General features: G+C 65.3%; 15 protein-coding genes. 11 read left to right on the plus strand and 4 right to left on the minus strand.

Annotation, left to right across the window (positions count from 1 at the left end; all coding sequences use genetic code 11):
• Positions 1–246: 246 nt before the first annotated feature.
• Positions 247–4,377, minus strand: coding sequence for a DEAD/DEAH box helicase (locus tag IFO71_RS08350; protein WP_192029116.1), 4,131 nt, complete (start codon positions 4,375–4,377; stop codon positions 247–249).
• A 134-nt stretch (positions 4,378–4,511) separates the two neighbouring features.
• Here IFO71_RS08350 and IFO71_RS08355 point away from each other — a divergent pair, with 134 nt between their 5' ends.
• Positions 4,512–4,862, plus strand: a complete 351-nt coding sequence (locus IFO71_RS08355) for a hypothetical protein (RefSeq protein WP_192029117.1) — start codon at positions 4,512–4,514, stop codon at positions 4,860–4,862.
• Between the two features lie 5 nt (positions 4,863–4,867).
• Positions 4,868–6,091, plus strand: coding sequence for a hypothetical protein (locus IFO71_RS08360; protein WP_192029119.1), 1,224 nt, complete (start codon positions 4,868–4,870; stop codon positions 6,089–6,091).
• Positions 6,092–6,897: 806 nt separating this feature from the next.
• On the opposite strand, the gene IFO71_RS08365 is transcribed toward IFO71_RS08360, so the two are convergent.
• Positions 6,898–7,647: a ParA family protein gene (locus tag IFO71_RS08365; protein ID WP_192029120.1), complete on the minus strand. Its 750-nt coding sequence runs from the start codon at positions 7,645–7,647 to the stop codon at positions 6,898–6,900.
• A 130-nt stretch (positions 7,648–7,777) separates the two neighbouring features.
• Between IFO71_RS08365 and IFO71_RS08370 the strand changes: the two genes are divergently transcribed.
• Positions 7,778–9,346, plus strand: a complete 1,569-nt coding sequence (locus IFO71_RS08370; RefSeq protein ID WP_192029122.1) for a choice-of-anchor Q domain-containing protein — start codon at positions 7,778–7,780, stop codon at positions 9,344–9,346.
• A gap of 303 nt (positions 9,347–9,649) precedes the next feature.
• Here the strand turns inward: IFO71_RS08370 and IFO71_RS08375 are convergent, their stop codons facing one another.
• Both IFO71_RS08375 and IFO71_RS08380 read right to left on the minus strand, forming a co-directional pair.
• Positions 9,650–11,332 (minus strand): right-handed parallel beta-helix repeat-containing protein, encoded by a 1,683-nt coding sequence (locus IFO71_RS08375; RefSeq protein ID WP_332309346.1) that lies wholly within the window; start codon positions 11,330–11,332, stop codon positions 9,650–9,652.
• A gap of 28 nt (positions 11,333–11,360) precedes the next feature.
• On the minus strand, positions 11,361–11,528 hold the full coding sequence (locus IFO71_RS08380) for a hypothetical protein (RefSeq protein WP_192029124.1): 168 nt from the start codon (positions 11,526–11,528) through the stop codon (positions 11,361–11,363).
• Positions 11,529–11,824: 296 nt separating this feature from the next.
• Here IFO71_RS08380 and IFO71_RS08385 point away from each other — a divergent pair, with 296 nt between their 5' ends.
• From IFO71_RS08385 to IFO71_RS08420, 8 genes are all read left to right on the plus strand, one after another.
• The gene (locus tag IFO71_RS08385; protein WP_192029126.1) at positions 11,825–12,376 is read left to right on the plus strand and encodes a GNAT family N-acetyltransferase; all 552 of its coding nucleotides are present in this window, start codon (positions 11,825–11,827) and stop codon (positions 12,374–12,376) included.
• A 90-nt stretch (positions 12,377–12,466) separates the two neighbouring features.
• Positions 12,467–14,626, plus strand: coding sequence for an ATP-binding protein (locus IFO71_RS08390; protein WP_192029127.1), 2,160 nt, complete (start codon positions 12,467–12,469; stop codon positions 14,624–14,626).
• A 4-nt stretch (positions 14,627–14,630) separates the two neighbouring features.
• Positions 14,631–15,014, plus strand: coding sequence for a hypothetical protein (locus IFO71_RS08395; RefSeq protein ID WP_192029129.1), 384 nt, complete (start codon positions 14,631–14,633; stop codon positions 15,012–15,014).
• A gap of 99 nt (positions 15,015–15,113) precedes the next feature.
• Positions 15,114–16,109, plus strand: coding sequence for a porphobilinogen synthase (gene hemB / locus IFO71_RS08400; protein ID WP_192029130.1), 996 nt, complete (start codon positions 15,114–15,116; stop codon positions 16,107–16,109).
• Complete coding sequence (aroE, locus tag IFO71_RS08405; RefSeq protein WP_192029132.1) at positions 16,106–16,951, plus strand: shikimate dehydrogenase; 846 nt, start codon at positions 16,106–16,108, stop codon at positions 16,949–16,951. The genes hemB and aroE overlap by 4 nt, the downstream gene beginning before the upstream one ends.
• A 75-nt stretch (positions 16,952–17,026) precedes the next feature.
• On the plus strand, positions 17,027–17,356 hold the full coding sequence (locus tag IFO71_RS08410) for a DUF952 domain-containing protein (RefSeq protein WP_192029133.1): 330 nt from the start codon (positions 17,027–17,029) through the stop codon (positions 17,354–17,356).
• Positions 17,343–17,597: a YkgJ family cysteine cluster protein gene (locus IFO71_RS08415; RefSeq protein WP_192029135.1), complete on the plus strand. Its 255-nt coding sequence runs from the start codon at positions 17,343–17,345 to the stop codon at positions 17,595–17,597. The genes IFO71_RS08410 and IFO71_RS08415 overlap by 14 nt, the downstream gene beginning before the upstream one ends.
• Before the next feature lie 187 nt (positions 17,598–17,784).
• A complete protein-coding gene (locus IFO71_RS08420; RefSeq protein WP_425502886.1) occupies positions 17,785–18,429 on the plus strand; it encodes a methylamine utilization protein in 645 nt (214 codons plus the stop codon).
• The last annotated feature ends 1 nt before the right edge of the window (position 18,430 follow it).

Genomic DNA, 18,430 nt, shown 5'->3' on the forward strand with positions numbered 1-18,430 from the left:
CCCCAGCAGCGGCCTAGCCTGATTGTGCGGCGATGGCAGCGTGAGGTCCATGCGCAAGGCGGGTACTGAGGCTATCGCGGGTCCAGGCACCCTTCGGCAGGCCCAGGGTGCGTTGCCGCGCTGGCTGAGCGTGTCGAAGCCAGCCTGAGCGAAGCGCAGCGGTCGGGAGCGGAGTGCGGACGGTTGAGTCCGATGCGCATCGGGGGCCGGCGGGTGACCTGACGACGCGTGCATCGGGCCAACGCGCTACCCCTCCAGCAGTTCCATCAGCTCTTCCACGCTGACCGGTCCAGTGCTGGCCTCGCCGCCAATCACCTGGTCGATCAGTTCGCGCTTGCTGCCATGCAGGGCCAGGATCTGTTGCTCGATACTGCCTTCCAGCACCAGTTTGTAGACCGTGACCGGGCGGGTCTGGCCGATGCGGTGGGCGCGGTCCGAGGCCTGCTGTTCCACCGCCGGGTTCCACCACGGATCGAGATGGATGACGTAGTCGGCGGCGGTCAGGTTGAGGCCGACGCCGCCGGCCTTCAGGCTGAGCAGGAACACTTCGCCGCTACCGCCCTGGAAGGCCTGCACGGCAGCCTCGCGCGCTCGCTGCGGGGTGCTGCCGTCGAGATACTGATAGCTGACGCCTTCCTTCTCCAGTCGGCCACGGACCAGGGTCAGGTAGTCGACGAACTGACTGAACACCAGGGCGCGGTGGTGGTTCTCGGCCAGCTCCTTGACCAACTCCACCAGCTGTTCCAGCTTGCTGCTGGACAGCCCCAGCTCCGGCGCCACCAGCTGCGGGTGGCAGGCGGCGCGGCGCAGCCGGGTCAGTTCGGCCAGCACATGAACACGGCGCTGCTCCAGCTCGAGCTGCGGGTTGGCCAGCTTTTCCTTGGCCTGTCGGCGCAACGCAGCCAGCAGTTCCGCCTCGTCGCGACTCGGCGGCACCTGCAGCACAATCTCGGTGCGCGGTGGCAGTTCGGCCAGCACCTCGGCCTTGGTACGACGCAACAGGAACGGGCTGAGCAGGCGGCGCAGATGCTCGCGCTGCGGATCGCGCGGATCGTTCTCCAGCGGAGCGATGAAGCGCCGGCGGAATTGCTCCTCGCTGCCCAGCAGGCCGGGGTTCAGCACCCGGAACAGGCTCCACAGTTCACCCAGGTGATTTTCCAGCGGGGTGCCGGTCAGGGCCATGCGGAACTGCGCGCGCAGCTGCCGCGCAGCCTGGGCGCGCTGGGTGCTGGCATTCTTGATCGCCTGCGCCTCATCGAGCACCAGGGTGGCGAACAGCGGCTCGGCCAGACTCTCGATATTGGCGGCCAGCAGACCGTAGCTGAGCAGCAGCACGTCGCCGGCGCGCAGCTCGCGCAAGGTGCGTTCGCGATCTCCCTCGTCAAAGCGCATTACTCGCAGATCCGGGGCGAAACGGCGCGCTTCGGACTGCCAGTTGCCGATCACACTGGTCGGCGCCACCACCAGAGCCGGGCCATGATGGGCGCGGGCGGCCAGCGCCGCCAGGGCTTGCACGGTCTTGCCCAGGCCCATGTCGTCGGCCAGACAGGCGCCGGCCTCCCAGCTGGCCAGTCGCAGCAGAAAGCGATAGCCGTCAATCTGATAGTCGCGCAGTTCGGCCTGAAAGTTCATCGGCAGACTGGGCGACAGGGTTTCCGCTTCGCGCATGCGCTGCAGCTGCTGGCGAAACGCCTCGTCGCACTCGCTTTCCTCGTCCAGCGCGGCATCGAGGGCAAAGGCGGCGATGCCGCTGACCTGCACCCGGCCCTTGTCGTCGGCCAGGCTTTGCAGAACCTGCAGACGACGCTGCAACTCTGAGTTCAGTTCGATCACATGCTCTTCGTCGAGTCGCACGTAGCGGCCCTGTGCCGAGGGCAGGGCGCGCAGCAGCGCGGCCAGTTCGATCACCCGGCCGTCATCCAGGGCCAGCCCGCCCTGGGCGGTGAACCAGTCGCGCTGACGCTCCACCGCCAACTGCAGATGCGCCGCCCCGCGCGCCCGCGACACCCGCATCGGCTTGCCTTCGCGCCACTCCAGCAACAATCCGCGCTCGGGCTCCTGCAGGAAGGACAGCATGTCGAGAGCCGCTTCCGGATCATCGATCGGCAAGGGGTATTCGCCGCTATGTCCTTCCAGCGCCGGATTCTGCTCGACCAGGGCGGCCAGGGTCTGCCGTTCGTGCTCCAGCTGACGCGGCGCCCGGCGGGTCTGACCATCGCTGTGGGCGATGACGTTGAGCGGCCCCTGGCCCGGCGGGTAGGCCAGGCTGGCGTCACCCAGCGGACGCACCACCGCACGCAGCTGCAGGCCGTCGCGATAGGGCTCGAGCAACACGCGCAGGCGCGAATCGGGTTCGACTTCCTGCACGCCGAGTTGATCCAGATCCTCTCCAACACGCAGCTTGCGCGACAGGTCGGGCAGCAGGCGCAGCAATTGCTGCACGCCGGCTTCCGGCAGGGTCAGGCCATCGCCAATGATCTCGGCAATGCGGCAGATGCTGGGGTCGGGACGATAGATCACCACCTGCTGCTCGCGGCGCCAGACGAAGGGCTCGCCATCGGCAGCCTGCTCGGGCTCCAGCCGCAACTCGATCTGGCCGTCCGGCAGCCGGCGGGTGCCGAGTTCGACTTCGCCGGCCACTGCCTGCAAGGGCCGCTCCGAATCATCGGCGGCGAACAGTCGCGGGTGATCGATCAGGGCAGCGACGGTGCGCGAGCCGGCGGCAAAGCCGTAACGCGAGCTTTGACTGAGATCGGTCAGCAGGGCATTCAGCAGGCGCCGGTCGGGGTCGTCGTCGGGCGGCAGACGGTCGAGTGCCGAGCGAATACCGGCTGCGGTGCCGATCACCCGGCCGCCTGACCAGCCATTGCCCTTGGGGCGCTGCTCCACTACCTCGAGTTTGATTGTGCTGACCGGCTTGGGCGGCGCGCGCAGGTGCACACGCAGCTGTGAATAGGCGCTGGGCGCGGCCGCTTTCGGCTGCTTGTCCACGGCCAGTGCTTCCGCCAGAGCACTGAGTGCGCTCTGCCAGCGTGCCTGCGGAGCCAGCCAATCGCGCAGCCGCGCGGCCGGCTCGATCGATGTGTCGTCGAGGCTCTGAATCTGTTCGACCAGCCACATCCAGCCGGCTCGCTCGGCTTCCTGCTCGGCTTGCTCAAGCAAGGAGTTAAGCTGGGCCGAGGGGTGCTGACCAGACCAGCGCAGCAGCAGGCACAGCCACCAGACATCGTCGGTTTGCGGATGCGGAGGCAGCATGGGCTCGGTGAAGCGGTCGCCGGCCATGCGTGCCAGGCTGAAGCTCTGCCACCACTCGAAGCCATGCCCGCCTTCGGTGACGGCCAGCGGCTCGCGCAGCTTAACCAGCTGTTCGCGCCGTTTGATCTGTTGTGGTTCGCTGGCCAGGGTGATGCAGGCCAGGTGCAGCTTGCCGATCAGGCCGGGGAACACGGCGCGGTTGCCGTATTGCTGGCGGTGCTGCTTCAGCGCCAGATCCCAATCCTCGAGCAGCTGCTGTGGGGCGGTGCCGGCTTGCAGCCGACCGATCACCTGCCAGGCCAGCTGGAAACTCAGCAACGGGCTGCCTTCCTCCAGCGCTAGCGATTGCCCAGCCGTGGAGCGGGCGCCGCTCAGTGCCCAGAGATCGATCAGCCCCGGCACCAGGCCGGGAACCTCGGGCGATTGCAGTGCCGCGGCCTGCGCCGCGTCGAGCAACAGAGCGCCGTCGGCACGGGCCTGAACGCGCTGGCGCTGCAGCAGCTGGGCCAGGGCCGCGCCGCGCACGCTGGGATGCAGGGCATCGAGCAGCTCCAGCTCGACGTTTTCGATCAAGTTCAAGCAGCGATGCAAGGCATCACTGATCGGGTCGTGATGGGCCGAGATATAGGCGCCGAACACCAGCTGCTCCGGTGCCAGGCCACCAAACAGGCCGGCCATGCGCAGGCGCATCCGCACGCCACTGCGATATTCGGGCTCGATCCGCTCCAGGGCGGTGCCCGCCTCGCCCTGCAGACATTCGGCAATGGCGCGGGCGCGGCCGCTTTGCACCAGACTGATCAAGGCGGCATGAGCCAGGGCATCGCCACCCTGGGCGCGCAATTCAGCAGCGCGCGAATCGACCACCAGCTCGCGCAGCCTGAGCATCAACATGCGCGCCAGCCCGGCCGCGCCGTGTTCCTTCCAGTACGGCGACAGCGCGGTCAGGCGCAGCAGTTCGGACAGCGAGGTCAGGCGGATCGGCAGGTCGCTGATCGCCAGCAGCTCAAAGGCGATCTTCTCGTGCTCGGACAGGCCCTCGAAGCGTTCCAGCAACAGGTCGACATGGGCCTGGGCAATCCGCTGCCGTGGATCGATCGGGTTGGCGCGACGGGTATGAGGCATGGTGACCGATGTTTCGAAGCAACCGACGAGTGTAGTGCATGCCGGGCACAAGCATCACCCGTGGCCGATGCGCGTTTCGGTATCGACAAACCCCCGTGCTACTCTCGGCCGCTGCCGGAGATGATGATTGCGTGATGATTTCGATCCGTTGGGTGTTGCTGTTGTCAGGCCTGTTGAACGCCGCTGCCGCGCTGGCGGCGACGCCATCGGCCGCCGACGATCAGGCCTGGATCAACAGCTATATGCAACGACAGCGGGCGGTGCCGGCCGGTAAGCGTGCCTTACCGGCCAATGCCCTGCGGCTGGAGCAAGGCGAGCAATGGCAGGGCCGCTCGGTGCGCGTACAGCTGCTCGATGGCCGGGTGCGACGCGGAATGATTGAGCAGGTTGACGCACGGGCGATTCGCCTGCGGGTAATCGTCAACGGCGGACGCTTCGTCTACTCGATCGATCGCTCACAGATTTACTTCGTGGTGCCGGAGTAAGCCTGATGCTGATCATGCTCCTGTGGCTGGTGTCCCTGGTGTTCTGGATCATGGTGCTGGTTCGCATCGGACGCGAAAGCGTGCTGATGGCGATATTGACCTTCTTCCTCTGGCCGATCGCCCTGGTGCCGCTGATTCGCAACTGGGGGCAGGGCGAGAGCGATATCCGCATGCCGTTCTTCGGCGCCCTGATCGCCAGCGTTCTGGCCTACAGCATGCTGGCCAGCACGGTGTCGGATCTGGTCAGCGAGCAGGCGATGTACATCAGCGATGAAGAGCTGCAGCTGATCGCCGAAGATGATCCCGAATACGCCGAGGAATTGCGCCGTCTGCGCGATGAGGCGATCGCCGAAGACCGGGCAGCTCAGCCAACCGAAGGCCGAGTGGACCCGCCCTCGGCAGCCGCCAGCTCCGACGTGGCGGTGGAACGCAGTGTGCAGAATGGCGGCAGTGGGTATTCGGCGCCTACGCTCAGCGAGCAGGCGGAGATCGTCGCCAATGCCGGTCTGCGCCCGACCAGCCACCGGCCAGCCGCACCCTTGCCGCAGTTGATCAGTGCTGATACCGATCTCGAGCGGCTGGAGGCCGAGGTTCGTCAGCTCTCCTATCGTCTCGGCAAAGTCAAGCTGGAGCGGGCCCAGGCTGAACTGGCCTTGCCATCGGGGTTCCGCTTCGTGCCGCGGGTCAGTCTCACCCGGGTGGCGCGATTGCGCGGCACCGAGGTGGAACCGCATGTGTTGGGTTGGGTGGTGCACCAGCAGGTCAGTGTGGCTGATCCCGATGGTTGGTATATCGAAGTGCTGTACCTGGAGTCAGGCAACTTCGCCCTCGGCCAGCCGCTGGACACGGTCGATGAGCGGGCCGCCGCACTGGCCGGCCAATTGCTCGCCGATGGCAGCCAGCGTTCGCTTGGCAGCGGCCGCCATGCACCGACCTGGTATCCCTTGCCCGGCGTGCTGACCTGGGCAGTGTTCGGTACCACCTCGGATATGCAATCGCAGGCCGAAGTGCTGGCGGTGCGCTTGCTGCGTCAGGGCGCCTTGTTGTTCGTGATGCACGGCGTCGAAGCCGAGCGCGAGGAACTGGCCCTGCGCGCCACCCGCCTGCTGGCCAATCGGGTCGAAGTGACGCGAGGTCAGGATTACACCGACTTCCGTCGCGGCGACCGCGAAGCGCCGCAAACGCTGCTGGCCTGGGTGGCCGGCGAGCCGGTCGCCGGCGCTGATTGATCTGTGCAGTGATTTGCTCGGAATGGGTCGTCTTCGGTGACTTCCATTCGATGCGAAACGCCGGAACGACGCCGCAAAGTCGTTCGATGAGTGACTATGAAACGTCTGCAATACCTTGTGCCTTGCACGCCTCAACGACCCGCGCGGCGCAAGCACGCGGAGCCGCCTGCAAGAGCGCGTGCGGCCCTGGTACGACTACCTCGCGATAGCCGGGCAAGTGTGCAGTGAACCGAGCGGATGCGCTCGGGCCAAGAATGCGATCCGGGCTGGCTCGCAGCCCGAACGTGGGCACGGCAATGCAAGCAAGGCTGGCGGTGACATCCACTCGCAGCGCTTCCTTGGCGCGATGCTGCAGAACTGCCTGTGGCGTTTGCATCAGTGCGCGCCGCAGCGCCGCCACTTGAGCCGGTGCCGCCCAGGCGCCGAACAACGCCCAGGAGAGGCCCGTGCTGGGAGCGGCGTGGAACGGCACGGCCCCGGCGGCGAGGATGGCGAGCGGCGTCAGCCAGCGCAACGGTGACCGCGCAACGCTGGCACACAGGAACAGCGCTTGTAGACCCTGGGGGCGAGAGGCCGCTATCAGGCAAGCCAGCGGACCTGAGAACGATTCGCCGACCAGAACAAACGGTTCAGACGGAAGGCGCGCAAGCACAAGTTCTTGAAGCGCTTGATACCCGAGTCGGCGATCGCTCGGATAGGACACCAGCATGGGACGCAGATAAGGCTCGAGCGCGGTGGCAAATTCAGAACGTAGCGTTCCATCGCCATCAAGGCCGGGAAGAATGACTGCAGCGACCAGGGCGGACCTAACCTGGCGACATCGCCGCGGGCTTGCCTGCTGCTTGCCCTAACTGCGGGTTCGGCGTTACCTGGTGCTGTGTCGCCTCAGTCCAGCCGAGCCAGGCCAGCAGCGGCTGCCAATCATCCAGCAGGTTGGCCAGTTTCGGCGAGGAATAATCAAACAGGCTACGGCCCAGTCCGACCAGCAGGGAATAGGCCTGCGACTCGCGCAGCACGCCGACCATCGGTGCGCCCAGTGCATCCGGGTGTTCAAGCAGGTCACGCAAGGCCAGGGTGCGCAGCTTGGCCCGGTTCAGCACAATGCCGACGCGCAACTGGCCGCTGCGGATCTCGTTCAGTCGTGACAGCTCGTTCATGAAGTGCCGATTGGCGCGCTGGTCGATCACCGAGGGCTGCATCGGCACCAATAGAGTGTCGGCATTGCGAACATAGGCAGTGAGGTGATGGGCGCGCATGCCGGCCGGCGTGTCGATCACAACCACGCGATTACCCGGTGGGATCCTGTGGCTCCAACTGCGTGCCACGCCATTCATGGGATCATCGGCCGCGACCAGATGCAGTGCTGGCGAGTCGGGCGGGCGCAGGGCATGCCATTCGGCAGCACAGCGCTGACTGTCGCAGTCGACCAGACAGGTGGGCCAGCCCTGGCGCGCGGCAAAGGCGGCCAGATGCAGGCCGAGCAGGCTCTTGCCGACGCCGCCCTTGGTCGAGGCCAATACAATGCGCTGTGCCGGCGCGGGGCTGCTGAAGTCCATTGCGCGATCATAGCGGCAGATGGTGACCGCGACTAATCGTCCCAGCGGGCTATGGCGCTGAGCAGCGGTGCGCGGTCGCCATGTGGTCGCGGCACACTGGGCCGCAACTGCAGCTTGCGCGGGGGGTGCCATGAACGCGATTGCATTGATCAGCCTGAGCGCAGCACTGGGACTGGCCCTGAGCGCGAACAGCGCCGCCGCGCAGAGCTTCTGCGCGCCGGTGGTCGCCGAAAGCACGGGCGGAGCGGTGGTGCTGGGTAATGGCTCGCCGAATTCATTCACCACCGCGCAGTTGCAGGCCGCCCTGGATGCCGGCGGTGTCATTCGCCTGAACTTGGGTGCTGCACCGACAACGTTCACCGTGACGCAGACCCTGCAGATCGGACGCGCCGTCGTGCTGGACGGCGGCGGCACGGCAACGTTGTCGGGTGCTGGGCTGCGGCAGATCATGTATATCTCCAGTGACAACCCGGCGCCGGATGCGCCGCTGTTCACCGTCACCTTGCAAAACATCAGCTTTCGCGACGGCAACACCGCAGGTGGTCGCGGTGGCGCGATCTACAAGGAACAGGACTTCGAGTTTCCGCACAAGGTCAGCCTGAAGCTGGTCAACTGCCGCTTCGATGACAATGTCGCGGCGCTCGTTGGCTCGGCGCAGGATGACGGCGGTGGCGCCTTCTATGGCGAACAATTGAACCGGATCGATATCGGCAACTGCGTGTTCAGTGGCAATAGCGGCTCGAACGGCGGCGCGCTGTATTCGCTGGGCAGCCTGCGACTGAACATCGTCGACAGCCGCTTCGAGGACAATCACGCGATTGGCAGTGGTGGCAATCCGGGAAACGGCGGCAATGGCGGCGCGATTGGTGTAGATGGCGCTGAGCGACTGGTCGATATCTGTCGAACCCAGTTGGTCGACAATAGCAGCAATGCGTTCGGAGGCGCCTTCTTCAGCGTGATGTATGACATGCTGAGCCGCAGTCGCTTCGAAGATGTGCTGGTGCAGGGCAACCGCCAGCTCAGCAGCAGCGAACACAGTGGCGGCCTTTACCTGCAGGACGGTCCCTGGGCGCTGGAACGGGTCAGCGTGATCGACAACGAGGCGCGCGGCTTTGGCGGCCTGTTCGTGGCCGGCGACGCGCCGGGCACGATCCGCAACGCCACCTTCAGTGGCAATGTCGCCCGTACCGGGCTGGGTGCTGCGATGGCGCTGACCAGCACGGCACCGATCGACATCGTCAATACGACGATTGCCAATAATGTGTCTACCGATGCCTTTGCCGCGGGCATCTCGATCGGCGCATCGAATCAGTTGCGCTTGACCAACGTGCTATTCGCCAACAACAGTGGCGGCAACCGCTTCGTCAACTGGGCGATGAACAATCCGGCCAGTCTGGACGGCGGCGGTAACCGGCAATGGCCACAGACTCGGCCCATGGACGGAGGCAACGAAACGCCGGTCACCTCAACGGCGGTGTTCAGTGATCCGATGCTGCCGGCCATGGCGGCGGACAATGGCGGCGCCGTGCCGACCCTGGCTCTGCCGGTCGATAGCACGGCCATCAATGCCGGCGTGCTGACTGCCCTGGTGCCGAATGCCGACGCTCGCTGTGAAAGTCGGGTGGGCGCGGTCGATGTCGGTAGTTATGAGCGCCAGCCGCAGGGGCGGATCTTTCGCGATGGTTTTGATGGGTGCTGAGCGGCGCTGGTGCGGATGGGGAAAGGTCCTGCTTGTTTCGCTGGTCTTCCGCCCTGCAGCCTGTCTTCCCCCTCACCCCACACCCTCTCCCTCCAGGGGAGCGATCGATGCGCACTGACAACGCGCGCCGGCGGGTGCCCCGGAACTCCCTCCCCGATGTTCGGGGAGGGCCGGGGTGGGGTTAGGGAGCCGATCTTTGCCTGCCCAGGGGCCTCGCATAGCGAGGATCCTGGGTAGGGGCTAACAGCGGTATCGGTCCAAGGTCTGTGTGGGAGCTCGCGTAGCGCGGTTCCCGGGTAGGGCTTACTCAAACCCATTGCGAAACACCTGCCCTACGCCGCCGCTGCTCGGTCGCTCGATGGCGCCGAGGTCGGGGGCGGCGTCATTGAAGTCTTCGTTAAGGCCGGGAATCACCACGCCTCGATCCACCGCGGCGCTGCCTTCGGCCAGTGACAGGTCGACCGGGGTATAGATGCTGGCCGGGGCGGAGGGAAAGGCGATGTTGCTGGCGAACACGTCGTAGCCGACGCGAAGACCATTGATCTCGCTGGTGCTGCTCTGCATCTGTGTCACCGAGCTGAAGCTCTGTGCGCCGATACGGCCGTTGAAGGCGGTCAGGGTGGTGCCGTAGCCGTTGTAGTCGAGGCGTGAGTTGCCGGTTTCCAGTGTCTGCAGATCGACCACCCGGCCCGAGCCGCTGGAGAAGCCGTTGAAGCTGCCGGCGGGACCGCCTAGGAACAGGTTGTTCAGCACCAGGGCCTGGCCGATCGGGGTGCCGGGATAGGCATTGAAGCCGTCGCCATGCTTGACCACGGTGTTATGCAGGATCACATCGCCGCGGCTGGTGCGGTACAGCTTGAACGGCAGGTGAGCCACGCTGTAGGCCTGGTTGCGGATGAAGTAGGTCGGGCCGCCCAGGCTGGGCTGGGCCGACATGGCAATGAAGCTGTTGGTGATGCGATTGCCGAGGATGCGGCAGTTGTGGAAACAGAAGTCCGCCTCGATGCCATCATCGGCGGCCTGGCTGATCGTGTTGTTCAGAACGTCGAGGCTGTATTGATCGACGGCCTCGCTGTCCTCGAGAAAGGAAATTGCATCGCGAAAGCGCGAGACCGTGTTGTTCTCGATCACATGGCCGGGGCCGGTGACGGCAATGCCTTCGCCGAGATTGTTGCCGCTGGAGCCAAACGCCGACTCCTGCCATACGGTGGTGCCGGTGATGGTGTTGTTGGCGATGTAGGCCCGCGCCGAACGCAGGAAACTGACGATGCCATCGCCGGCATTCTGGGTGCGCGCGGTGATCGTACAGCCGACGATGCTGATGTCATCCGAGCCATTGAAGCGGATGCGGCCGTTGATGGTCAGGTTTTCCAGGCGCAGATGGCTTTGGAAGAACATCGCCAGCTCGCCGGTGATGACTGCGCCGGCGCTGCCGCGAAGGGTGATCGGCGCGCCCGCAATGCCGCTCTTGCTGATGGTGAATCCGCTGTAGCTGCCGGCGCCGAGCTCGACGATATCGCCGGGTACTGCCAGGGCCAGCACATTGCTCAAGGTGCCGGGAGTGGCGGCGCGCACGCTGCCGCTGCCGGCGCTTGGCACGGCGCGGGTGGTCGCGGAAACGATCTGCTGTGTGGAGCCGCCGTCGGGGTCGTTCAGACTGAGTTCGATGTCGTACTGCGTGTTCGGCTGCAGACCGAACAGCGAGCCGCGATGGGCTTCGCCCCAGCTGAAGCTGCCATTGCTGCCAGTGGGTACGCGGCGCAAGGCCATGCCGGTGGACCAGGTGCCGCTGCCGTTGACCCGATAGCGCACACTGACCACGCCGTCGAAATCGTCATCGCCGCTGATCGCCCAGACGATGGAGATATGCTGCAGGGTGGGTTCCGGCAAGCTGATGGCGCCGGCCACGGTAGCCGGCGCCGCCAGAACATCGAGAGAGAGAAAGAGCAGGCCGAGGAAACTCAGCCTTGATGATGCCGATCGCACGTTCAGCCTCCTTGCTGTTCGTGGGTGTTCAGTCGGCGCTTTCTGATTCGACTACGATCTCTTCAATGTCGCCCCATTCATCGTCGTGCACGAAATGATGGGTGATCGACACCGGGATCTCGCAGTCCAGCGCCTCGTTGCGTTCAGACGCTTCTGTTGCGTGTGGATCTGCTGCAACCGTGATCGATGGATGCATCGCACTTCCTCGTCGAAGTCGGACGGGTGTGACAATCAAGGCTGACTCGGAGACAGCCTCGAATCGAACTCACGGGGGATCATAGTGCCCGTTGTTGACCGCTGCTTCACCTCCGGCCGGATCAAAGGTAGCGATTGCGCGACAGGAGCGCCGCCGGCGGGCGGCCTGAGCCGCGCTGCGAGGGCGTAGCATGGCGTTTGACCGCGATCGATGCTGAAGCGGCCCGGGTCGCAAGGATCGCGGCGCGCTTGAACCAGCTGTTAGCATCGTGGCCGATTCAACTCCCGAGCACCCCGATGTCTGCCCTGCCTGAGATTGTTCTGCATACCGATCGTCTGATCCTGAGACTGCCACGGGCCGAGGATCATGAGCATCTGGCGGCGTTCATCGGCGACCCGCAGACCGCTGAGTTCGTCGGCGGGCTGCAACCGCCGCATATGGCCTGGCGCAGTCTGATGGCAATGATCGGCAGCTGGGCCAGCGGCGGCGTGGCGATGTTCTCGGTGATCGAGAAGTCCAGCGGCGAGTGGGTCGGTCGGGTCGGGCCGTGGTCGCCCTGGGGTTGGCCCGGTGACGAGATCGGCTGGGGTATCCGGCGCGCTTCCTGGGGCCTGGGCTATGCCTGGGAAGCGGCCGCCGCCTGCATGGACTTTGCGGTCGATGAGCTGGGCTGGCAGGAGATCATTCACAGCATCGACGCCAACAACCACAAGTCGCGCCGGGTAGCGGAAAAGCTCGGCTCGCGCTTCCTCCGCGAAGACCGTCTGCCAGCGCCGTTCGATGCCAAGCCGATCGACATCTGGGGTCAGTCGGCCGCCGACTGGAAAGCCCGGCGTCGGGCGGATTGATTTGTTCAGGGGCTAAAGGCAATGTGAGCGTGCCGAGCCGGTGCCGGTCTGGCTGAGGACCGCGGTGGTTAGCACGAGAATGTCCACGGGATGACCATCAAGCTACGCATTCTGCTGATCGTGCTGCTGCTGGAGCTGGCCGGCTACGGCATCCTGTTGGCGCACAACCATCACACCAGCGCGCAGGCCCTGACCGAACTGCGTGGAAAGCAGATTGAAGCGCTGTTCGCGGCCAATCTGGCCCGGATCGATGCGCAGACCGACCTGATGGAGCGCAGCGCGCGTGACCTGGCTGTGGCCGGCCAGCACCTGTTTCGGCAGCGCCCAGCTGAACTCGCAGTCGGCGAAGACGCCGGCAGTCAGGCCCTGCTGACCCAGCATTTCGACGATTTCCCCGCTGCCATCGGTGGCGGGCTGTGGTATGAGCCGTACGCCTTCTCGGCCGAACAGCGCCTGTTCGGGCCGTACGCCTATCGCCAGCAAGATCGCGTGGTGTTCAGCTGGGAGCTCAATAGCGAGGACTACAACTACCCGCAGCAGAGCTGGTATCTGCATGCCCTGCCGGCCGACTGGCCGCGTGATCGGCCGCGACCGAGCAAGGTGTACTGGACCGAGCCTTACTTCGACGAGGCGGGCAGCAAGGCCTTGATGATGACCGTCGACGCCCTGATGCAGGACGAGTCGGGGCACTTGATCGGCATGGCCACGGTGGATTGGTCGATGGAGGGCATGCGCCGCTTTGTCGCCGACATGCAGGTGACGCCGGGCTCGCAGTCGTTCCTGATCGACCGCCAAAGCGGCCGCTTCGTCAACTTCTCGCCCGATCCCGAGCAGGTCATGCAGCCCGCCCGGGACTATGCCTGGGCCGCGCACGCGCTAGGCAGCGCCGACTCCAGAAAGGTCGGGCGACAGGATACCGTCGACGTGCAAGGTCAGCCGCATATCGCCTTCTACATGTCGAGCAAGGTCGGCCTGATCTTTGGTGTGCTGGTGCCGGAGGCCGAGTTCACCGCCGAACTGCAGGCCATGCTGCGCGACAAGCTGCTGGTCGGTGGCCTGATCTCCCTCGCCTTCATCCTGCTGATGATGCTGATGCTGAACGTGCTGTTCCGACCGTTCAATCGCATGCTGCGGTCAATTTCGCACAGCATCGGTCATCATCCGGAAGACGGGCGGCTGCAGCTGACGCCACTGCCAGCGGCGGGGCGCAATGAATTCGCGCCGATCATCGCGGCACTGAACGAGGTGTATCAGGAGGTCGAGGCCTACACCCTGCGGCTGGATACCGCTCGGCGCGAGCTGGAGGAAGGTCAGGACGAGATCTATCGACTGAATGCCACGCTGGAGGCGAAGGTCGAGGAGCGCACGGCCGAGCTGGAAACCCGTAACGAGCAGTTGCGCTCCACCATCAGTGAACTGCGCGCGGCGCAGGCGCAGCTGGTCGAGGCCGAGAAACATCTGGCCCTGAACCGCCTGGTCACCGGCGTGGCACATGAGATCAATTCGCCGCTGGGTGTGGCGGTGACCGCGCAGTCGCTGCTCGATTTCAAGTTGCGCGAATTCCGCCGGCATTTCGAGCAGCAGCCCTTGCGACGCTCGGAACTGGAGGAGTTTCTGCGCATATGCGACGAGACCGTTCTGCTGCTCGGCAACAATCTCAGCCGGGTGGCCGATCAGGTGCGCAGCTTCCGCCAGATCTCGCTCGATCAATCGCGCGAACTGCGCCGTCGCTTCGATGTCGCCGACTACCTGCGTGATGTGCTGCTGAGCCTGTCCGGGCAGCTCAAGCAGGGCGGCCATGAGGCCGAGCTGGACTGCCCGGAAGCTCTGGTGATCGATAGCTATCCAGGCGCACTGTCGCAGATCGTGACGCAGTTGATCGGCAATTCGCTGTTGCATGGGTTCCAGGGCCAGATGCAGGGGCGGATCCGCATCGGCGTGCGGTCGCTGGAGGACGGTGGCATCGAGCTGAGCTACCGCGACAACGGCGTCGGCATTCCGCCCGAACATCTAAGCCAGGTGTTTGATCCCTTCTTCACCACCCGCCGGCACGAGGGAAGCTCCGGCCTGGGGCTGCACCTGATCTACACCCTGGTCACTCGTCGCTTGCAGGGGCAGGTGCAGTGCGAAAGTCGACCCGGCCACGGCGTGCGCTTTGTATTCGTATTGCCAAGACTGCCGGCCGAGGCGGTCGAAGTGAAATCCGAAAGCGGTCTGCGCGCTGAACCCGATGGCCAGCCAGTGCGCTGACCTCATGCGTCCTCGTTCGCTGTCGAATGCCAGTTTGCTCATGCTCGCGGTGGTCGGCGGAGCGGCGATCTGGGCCCTGTCGCCCCGGTTGATTGGATTTGCCGAGCCCTGGGACAGCGACTCCATGTACTACCTGCTGGCGCTGGCCGTGCTGGGCTCACTGCTAGGGGCGCTGGCCAGAGGGTATGGGTCGCTGCTGGTGATCGCCTTCGGCGTCCTGCTGGGGCAGGTGCTGCACGTACTCAGCTTTGGTCAGATCGGAGCGCTGTGGATGCTGGGGCTGGTCCTGCTGGTCGCCTATCTGCCGCCCGTCCTACTGGCAGCGGCAGTGTCGCTGGCTATTCGGCGCCGGGGATGGCGAAGGCCAAAGGATGGCCCTGCCGGCTGACAGCAGTGCCAGCGCCTGTTGTGCGCGCTTCCTTGATCGAAGTCGTGGTCGAGGCATGCAGCCGCGCTAAACTGCCAACAGCCATTGCAAAGGACGACCATGGGCTATCCCTACACCCGACCGCGGCGGATGCGTCGTGATGCGTTTTCCCGCCGCCTGATGCGCGAACACCGATTGAGCAGCGATGACCTGATCTATCCGGTATTCGTGCACGATATCGACGGTCGTGCGCCGGTGGCCTCGATGCCTGGGGTGGAGCGGCTGTCGATCGACGAGTTGCTGCGCGTGGCGGAACAGGCGCTGGCGCTGGGCGTGCCCGCGCTGGCCCTGTTTCCGGTCGAGGGGCAGGCTGCCAAGTCGCTGGATGCGGCCCGCGCCTGGCACCCGGAAGGCCTGGCGCAACGCGCCGTGCGTGCGCTGAAGCAACGCTTTCCGGAACTCGGCCTGATTACCGACGTGGCCCTGGATCCCTTTACCACCCACGGACAGGATGGCCTGATCGACGACAGCGGCTACGTGATGAACGATGAAACCGTCGAAGCCCTGGTCAAGCAAGCCCTGTCGCATGCCGAGGCCGGTGCCGACGTGGTGGCGCCGTCGGACATGATGGATGGGCGGATCGGCGCCATTCGCGAGGCACTGGAAGAAACCCGGCATATCCACACCCGCATCCTGGCCTATTCGGCCAAGTACGCCTCCAGCTTCTACGGCCCATTCCGCGATGCGGTGGGTTCAGCCGGCAACCTCGGCAAGGACAACAAGTACACCTATCAGATGGACCCGGCGAATAGCGATGAAGCCTTGCGTGAAGTGGCGCTTGATCTGGAAGAAGGCGCCGACATGGTGATGATCAAGCCCGGTCTGCCCTATCTCGATATCGTGCGCCGGGTAAAGGACGAATTCGGTGCGCCGACCCTGGTCTATCAAGTCAGCGGTGAGTACGCCATGCTGAAAGCCGCTGCTCAGAACGGCTGGTTGAACGAACGCGCCTGCGTGCTCGAGTCCCTGACCTCGATCAAGCGCGCCGGCGCCGACGCGGTGCTGACCTATTCCGCGCTCGATGCAGCGCGCTGGCTCAAGGAGGATGCAGCATGAACCCGGCCAAGCTTGCTTTGTTCGGTCACCCGGTGGCGCACACCCTGTCGCCGCGCATACACAAGGCGTTTGCGCGCGATCTCGGCCTGTCGATCGACTATCAGGCAATCGACGTGGCGCCGGCGGAGTTTGCCGCCCGTCTCGATGGCTTTGCTCAGGCCGGCGGCGTCGGCGCCAATGTCACCCTGCCGCTGAAGGAGGCCGCAGCCGGGCTGTGCGCCGATCTCAGCCCGGCCGCCGAACTGGCCGGGGCGGTGAATACCTTGGTGCGCACCGATCATGGCTGGCATGGTGACAACACCGACGGCATCGGCCTGTTGCGTGATCTCACCGAGCGCCATCGGCTTGATCTACGCGGGCGGCGCTGTCTTCTTCTCGGTGCCGGCGGCGCTGCGCGCGGTGTCGCGCCGATGCTGCTCGAGGCCGGCATCGATGCCCTGGTGGTGGTCAATCGCAACCCGGAACGCGCCGATCAGTTGGTCGATCGACTGGCCCAGCCGGGCCGGGTCAGCTCGCGCTATTGGAAGGACCTGGCCGACATCGGCGACTTCGAGCTGATCATCAATGCCACCTCCGGTGGCCGCAGTGGCGGCCGGCTCGATCTGCCATTTTCGATGGCCGCACCGCGCTTTGCCGCGGTCGATCTCAACTACGGCGAGGCGGCCGAGGAGTTTCTGGCCTGGGCCCGTACGGCCAAGGCCGATGCTGCCGTCGATGGTCTGGGCATGCTGGTGGAACAGGCGGCCAGCGCCTTCGAACGCTGGTTTGCGCGTCGACCGGACAGCGAAGAGATCTATACCGAGCTGCGCCGCGAGTCGGTGCATCTGCATAGTGGCGAGTGAGCGCGCGATGGGCGGCGCTCTGCGCGGCCTGTTATCGAGTGTATCTATACGTTAAGTAGTGGGGGAGCCAACAGTTTGCCGGCACTGATCTATCACTTTGCGCGGCCAGAGGAATGGCAGGCCGCGCAGGCAAGTGGCCACTATCGGCCATCCGAATTCAGCGACGAGGGCTTCATTCACTGCGCCACCGAAGCGCAGATTGCCGGCGTGGTGCAGCGCCATCTGCGCGGCAAGGGGCCGCGAATCAAGCTCAGCATCGATCCTCTTGCGCTCGGCGACAGCCTGCACTACGAGTGGAGCGAAGCCAGTCAGGATCTGTACCCGCATATCTTCGCCGCCCTGCCGCTGGCGGCGGTGCGGGCAGTCCAGGCCTTCGATCCAGACGCCGTCGATGCGCTGCCGTGATCGCTGCGCGGCCTGCTGCATAGCGCCCTCGATCAGTTCGCCGATTCCCGGTATGCCGAATGGCAAACCGGCCGGCGTGCCCTGCGTTCAGTTGGACGAACAATTGCGCTGCCGCCTGTTCGGCGATCCGCGGCGACCGGTGGTCTGCCTCGGGCTGCAGCCTGAGGCGGAGATGTGCGGCAGCGATCGGCAGCAGGCGCTGGACTTTCTCAGCGAGCTTGAGCGGCGCACCGCTCACTGACCTTCGGCGCCGCGTGGCGAATTCCTTGCTGCGATTCTGCTGGCCCAGGCCGGCTTCGACACGCTCCACCACCGCCGCGACGTAGCCGGTCGAACGCGCCGATTTTCACCTCCTCGGCACACCTCCGCAGCCAGGCTTGCTAGGATCATGGAATCCCGACAGGAGCGCAGGCGTGGCGGCCAGAGCGATGGCAATGCTGGCAGCTTGGGGGCTGTCGACCGGGGTTGCCCCGGTGGGCGGATCCACGCTGAAACTGCAGGTTAATGCCGATGCCCGGCCGGTGGCCGAGGCGGTGCTCAGCCTGCGGCCGCAGCAGCCGACCATGGGGGCGCCGGGCCGGGTGGTGGTCGACCAGATCGGCAGTCAGTTCGTGCCGCGGGTGACCGCCGTGCAGGTGGGTACCGCGGTGGATTTCCCCAACAGTGATCAGACCCGACATCAGGTCTATTCATTCTCGCCGGCCAAGCGTTTCAGCCTGCCGTTGTACAGCGGCACGCCGCCGGAGCCGGTGCTGTTCGATCAGCCCGGCGTGGTCAGCCTGGGCTGCAATATTCACGACTGGATGCAAGGCTACATCGTGGTGGTCGACACACCCTACTTCGCCGTCACCGACGCCAGCGGCGCGGCGATCATCGAAGCCCCGGTCGGACACTACACCCTTGAGGTGTGGCATGAGCGCCTGCTGGGCGACGCCAGCCAAAACATTGAGCTGAGCGCGGGCGAAGTGCGCCTTCCCCTTAGCATAGAACTTAGCCCGCCGCCGCCGCCGCGCGGCAGCGAGCGACTGCGCGCTCTGCAGGACAGGCTGCGCGAACAGCGCGGGCGCGACTGAG

Origin of the sequence: Pseudomarimonas arenosa (assembly GCF_014841215.1) — a bacterium.
GTDB lineage: Bacteria > Pseudomonadota > Gammaproteobacteria > Xanthomonadales > Xanthomonadaceae > Pseudomarimonas > Pseudomarimonas arenosa.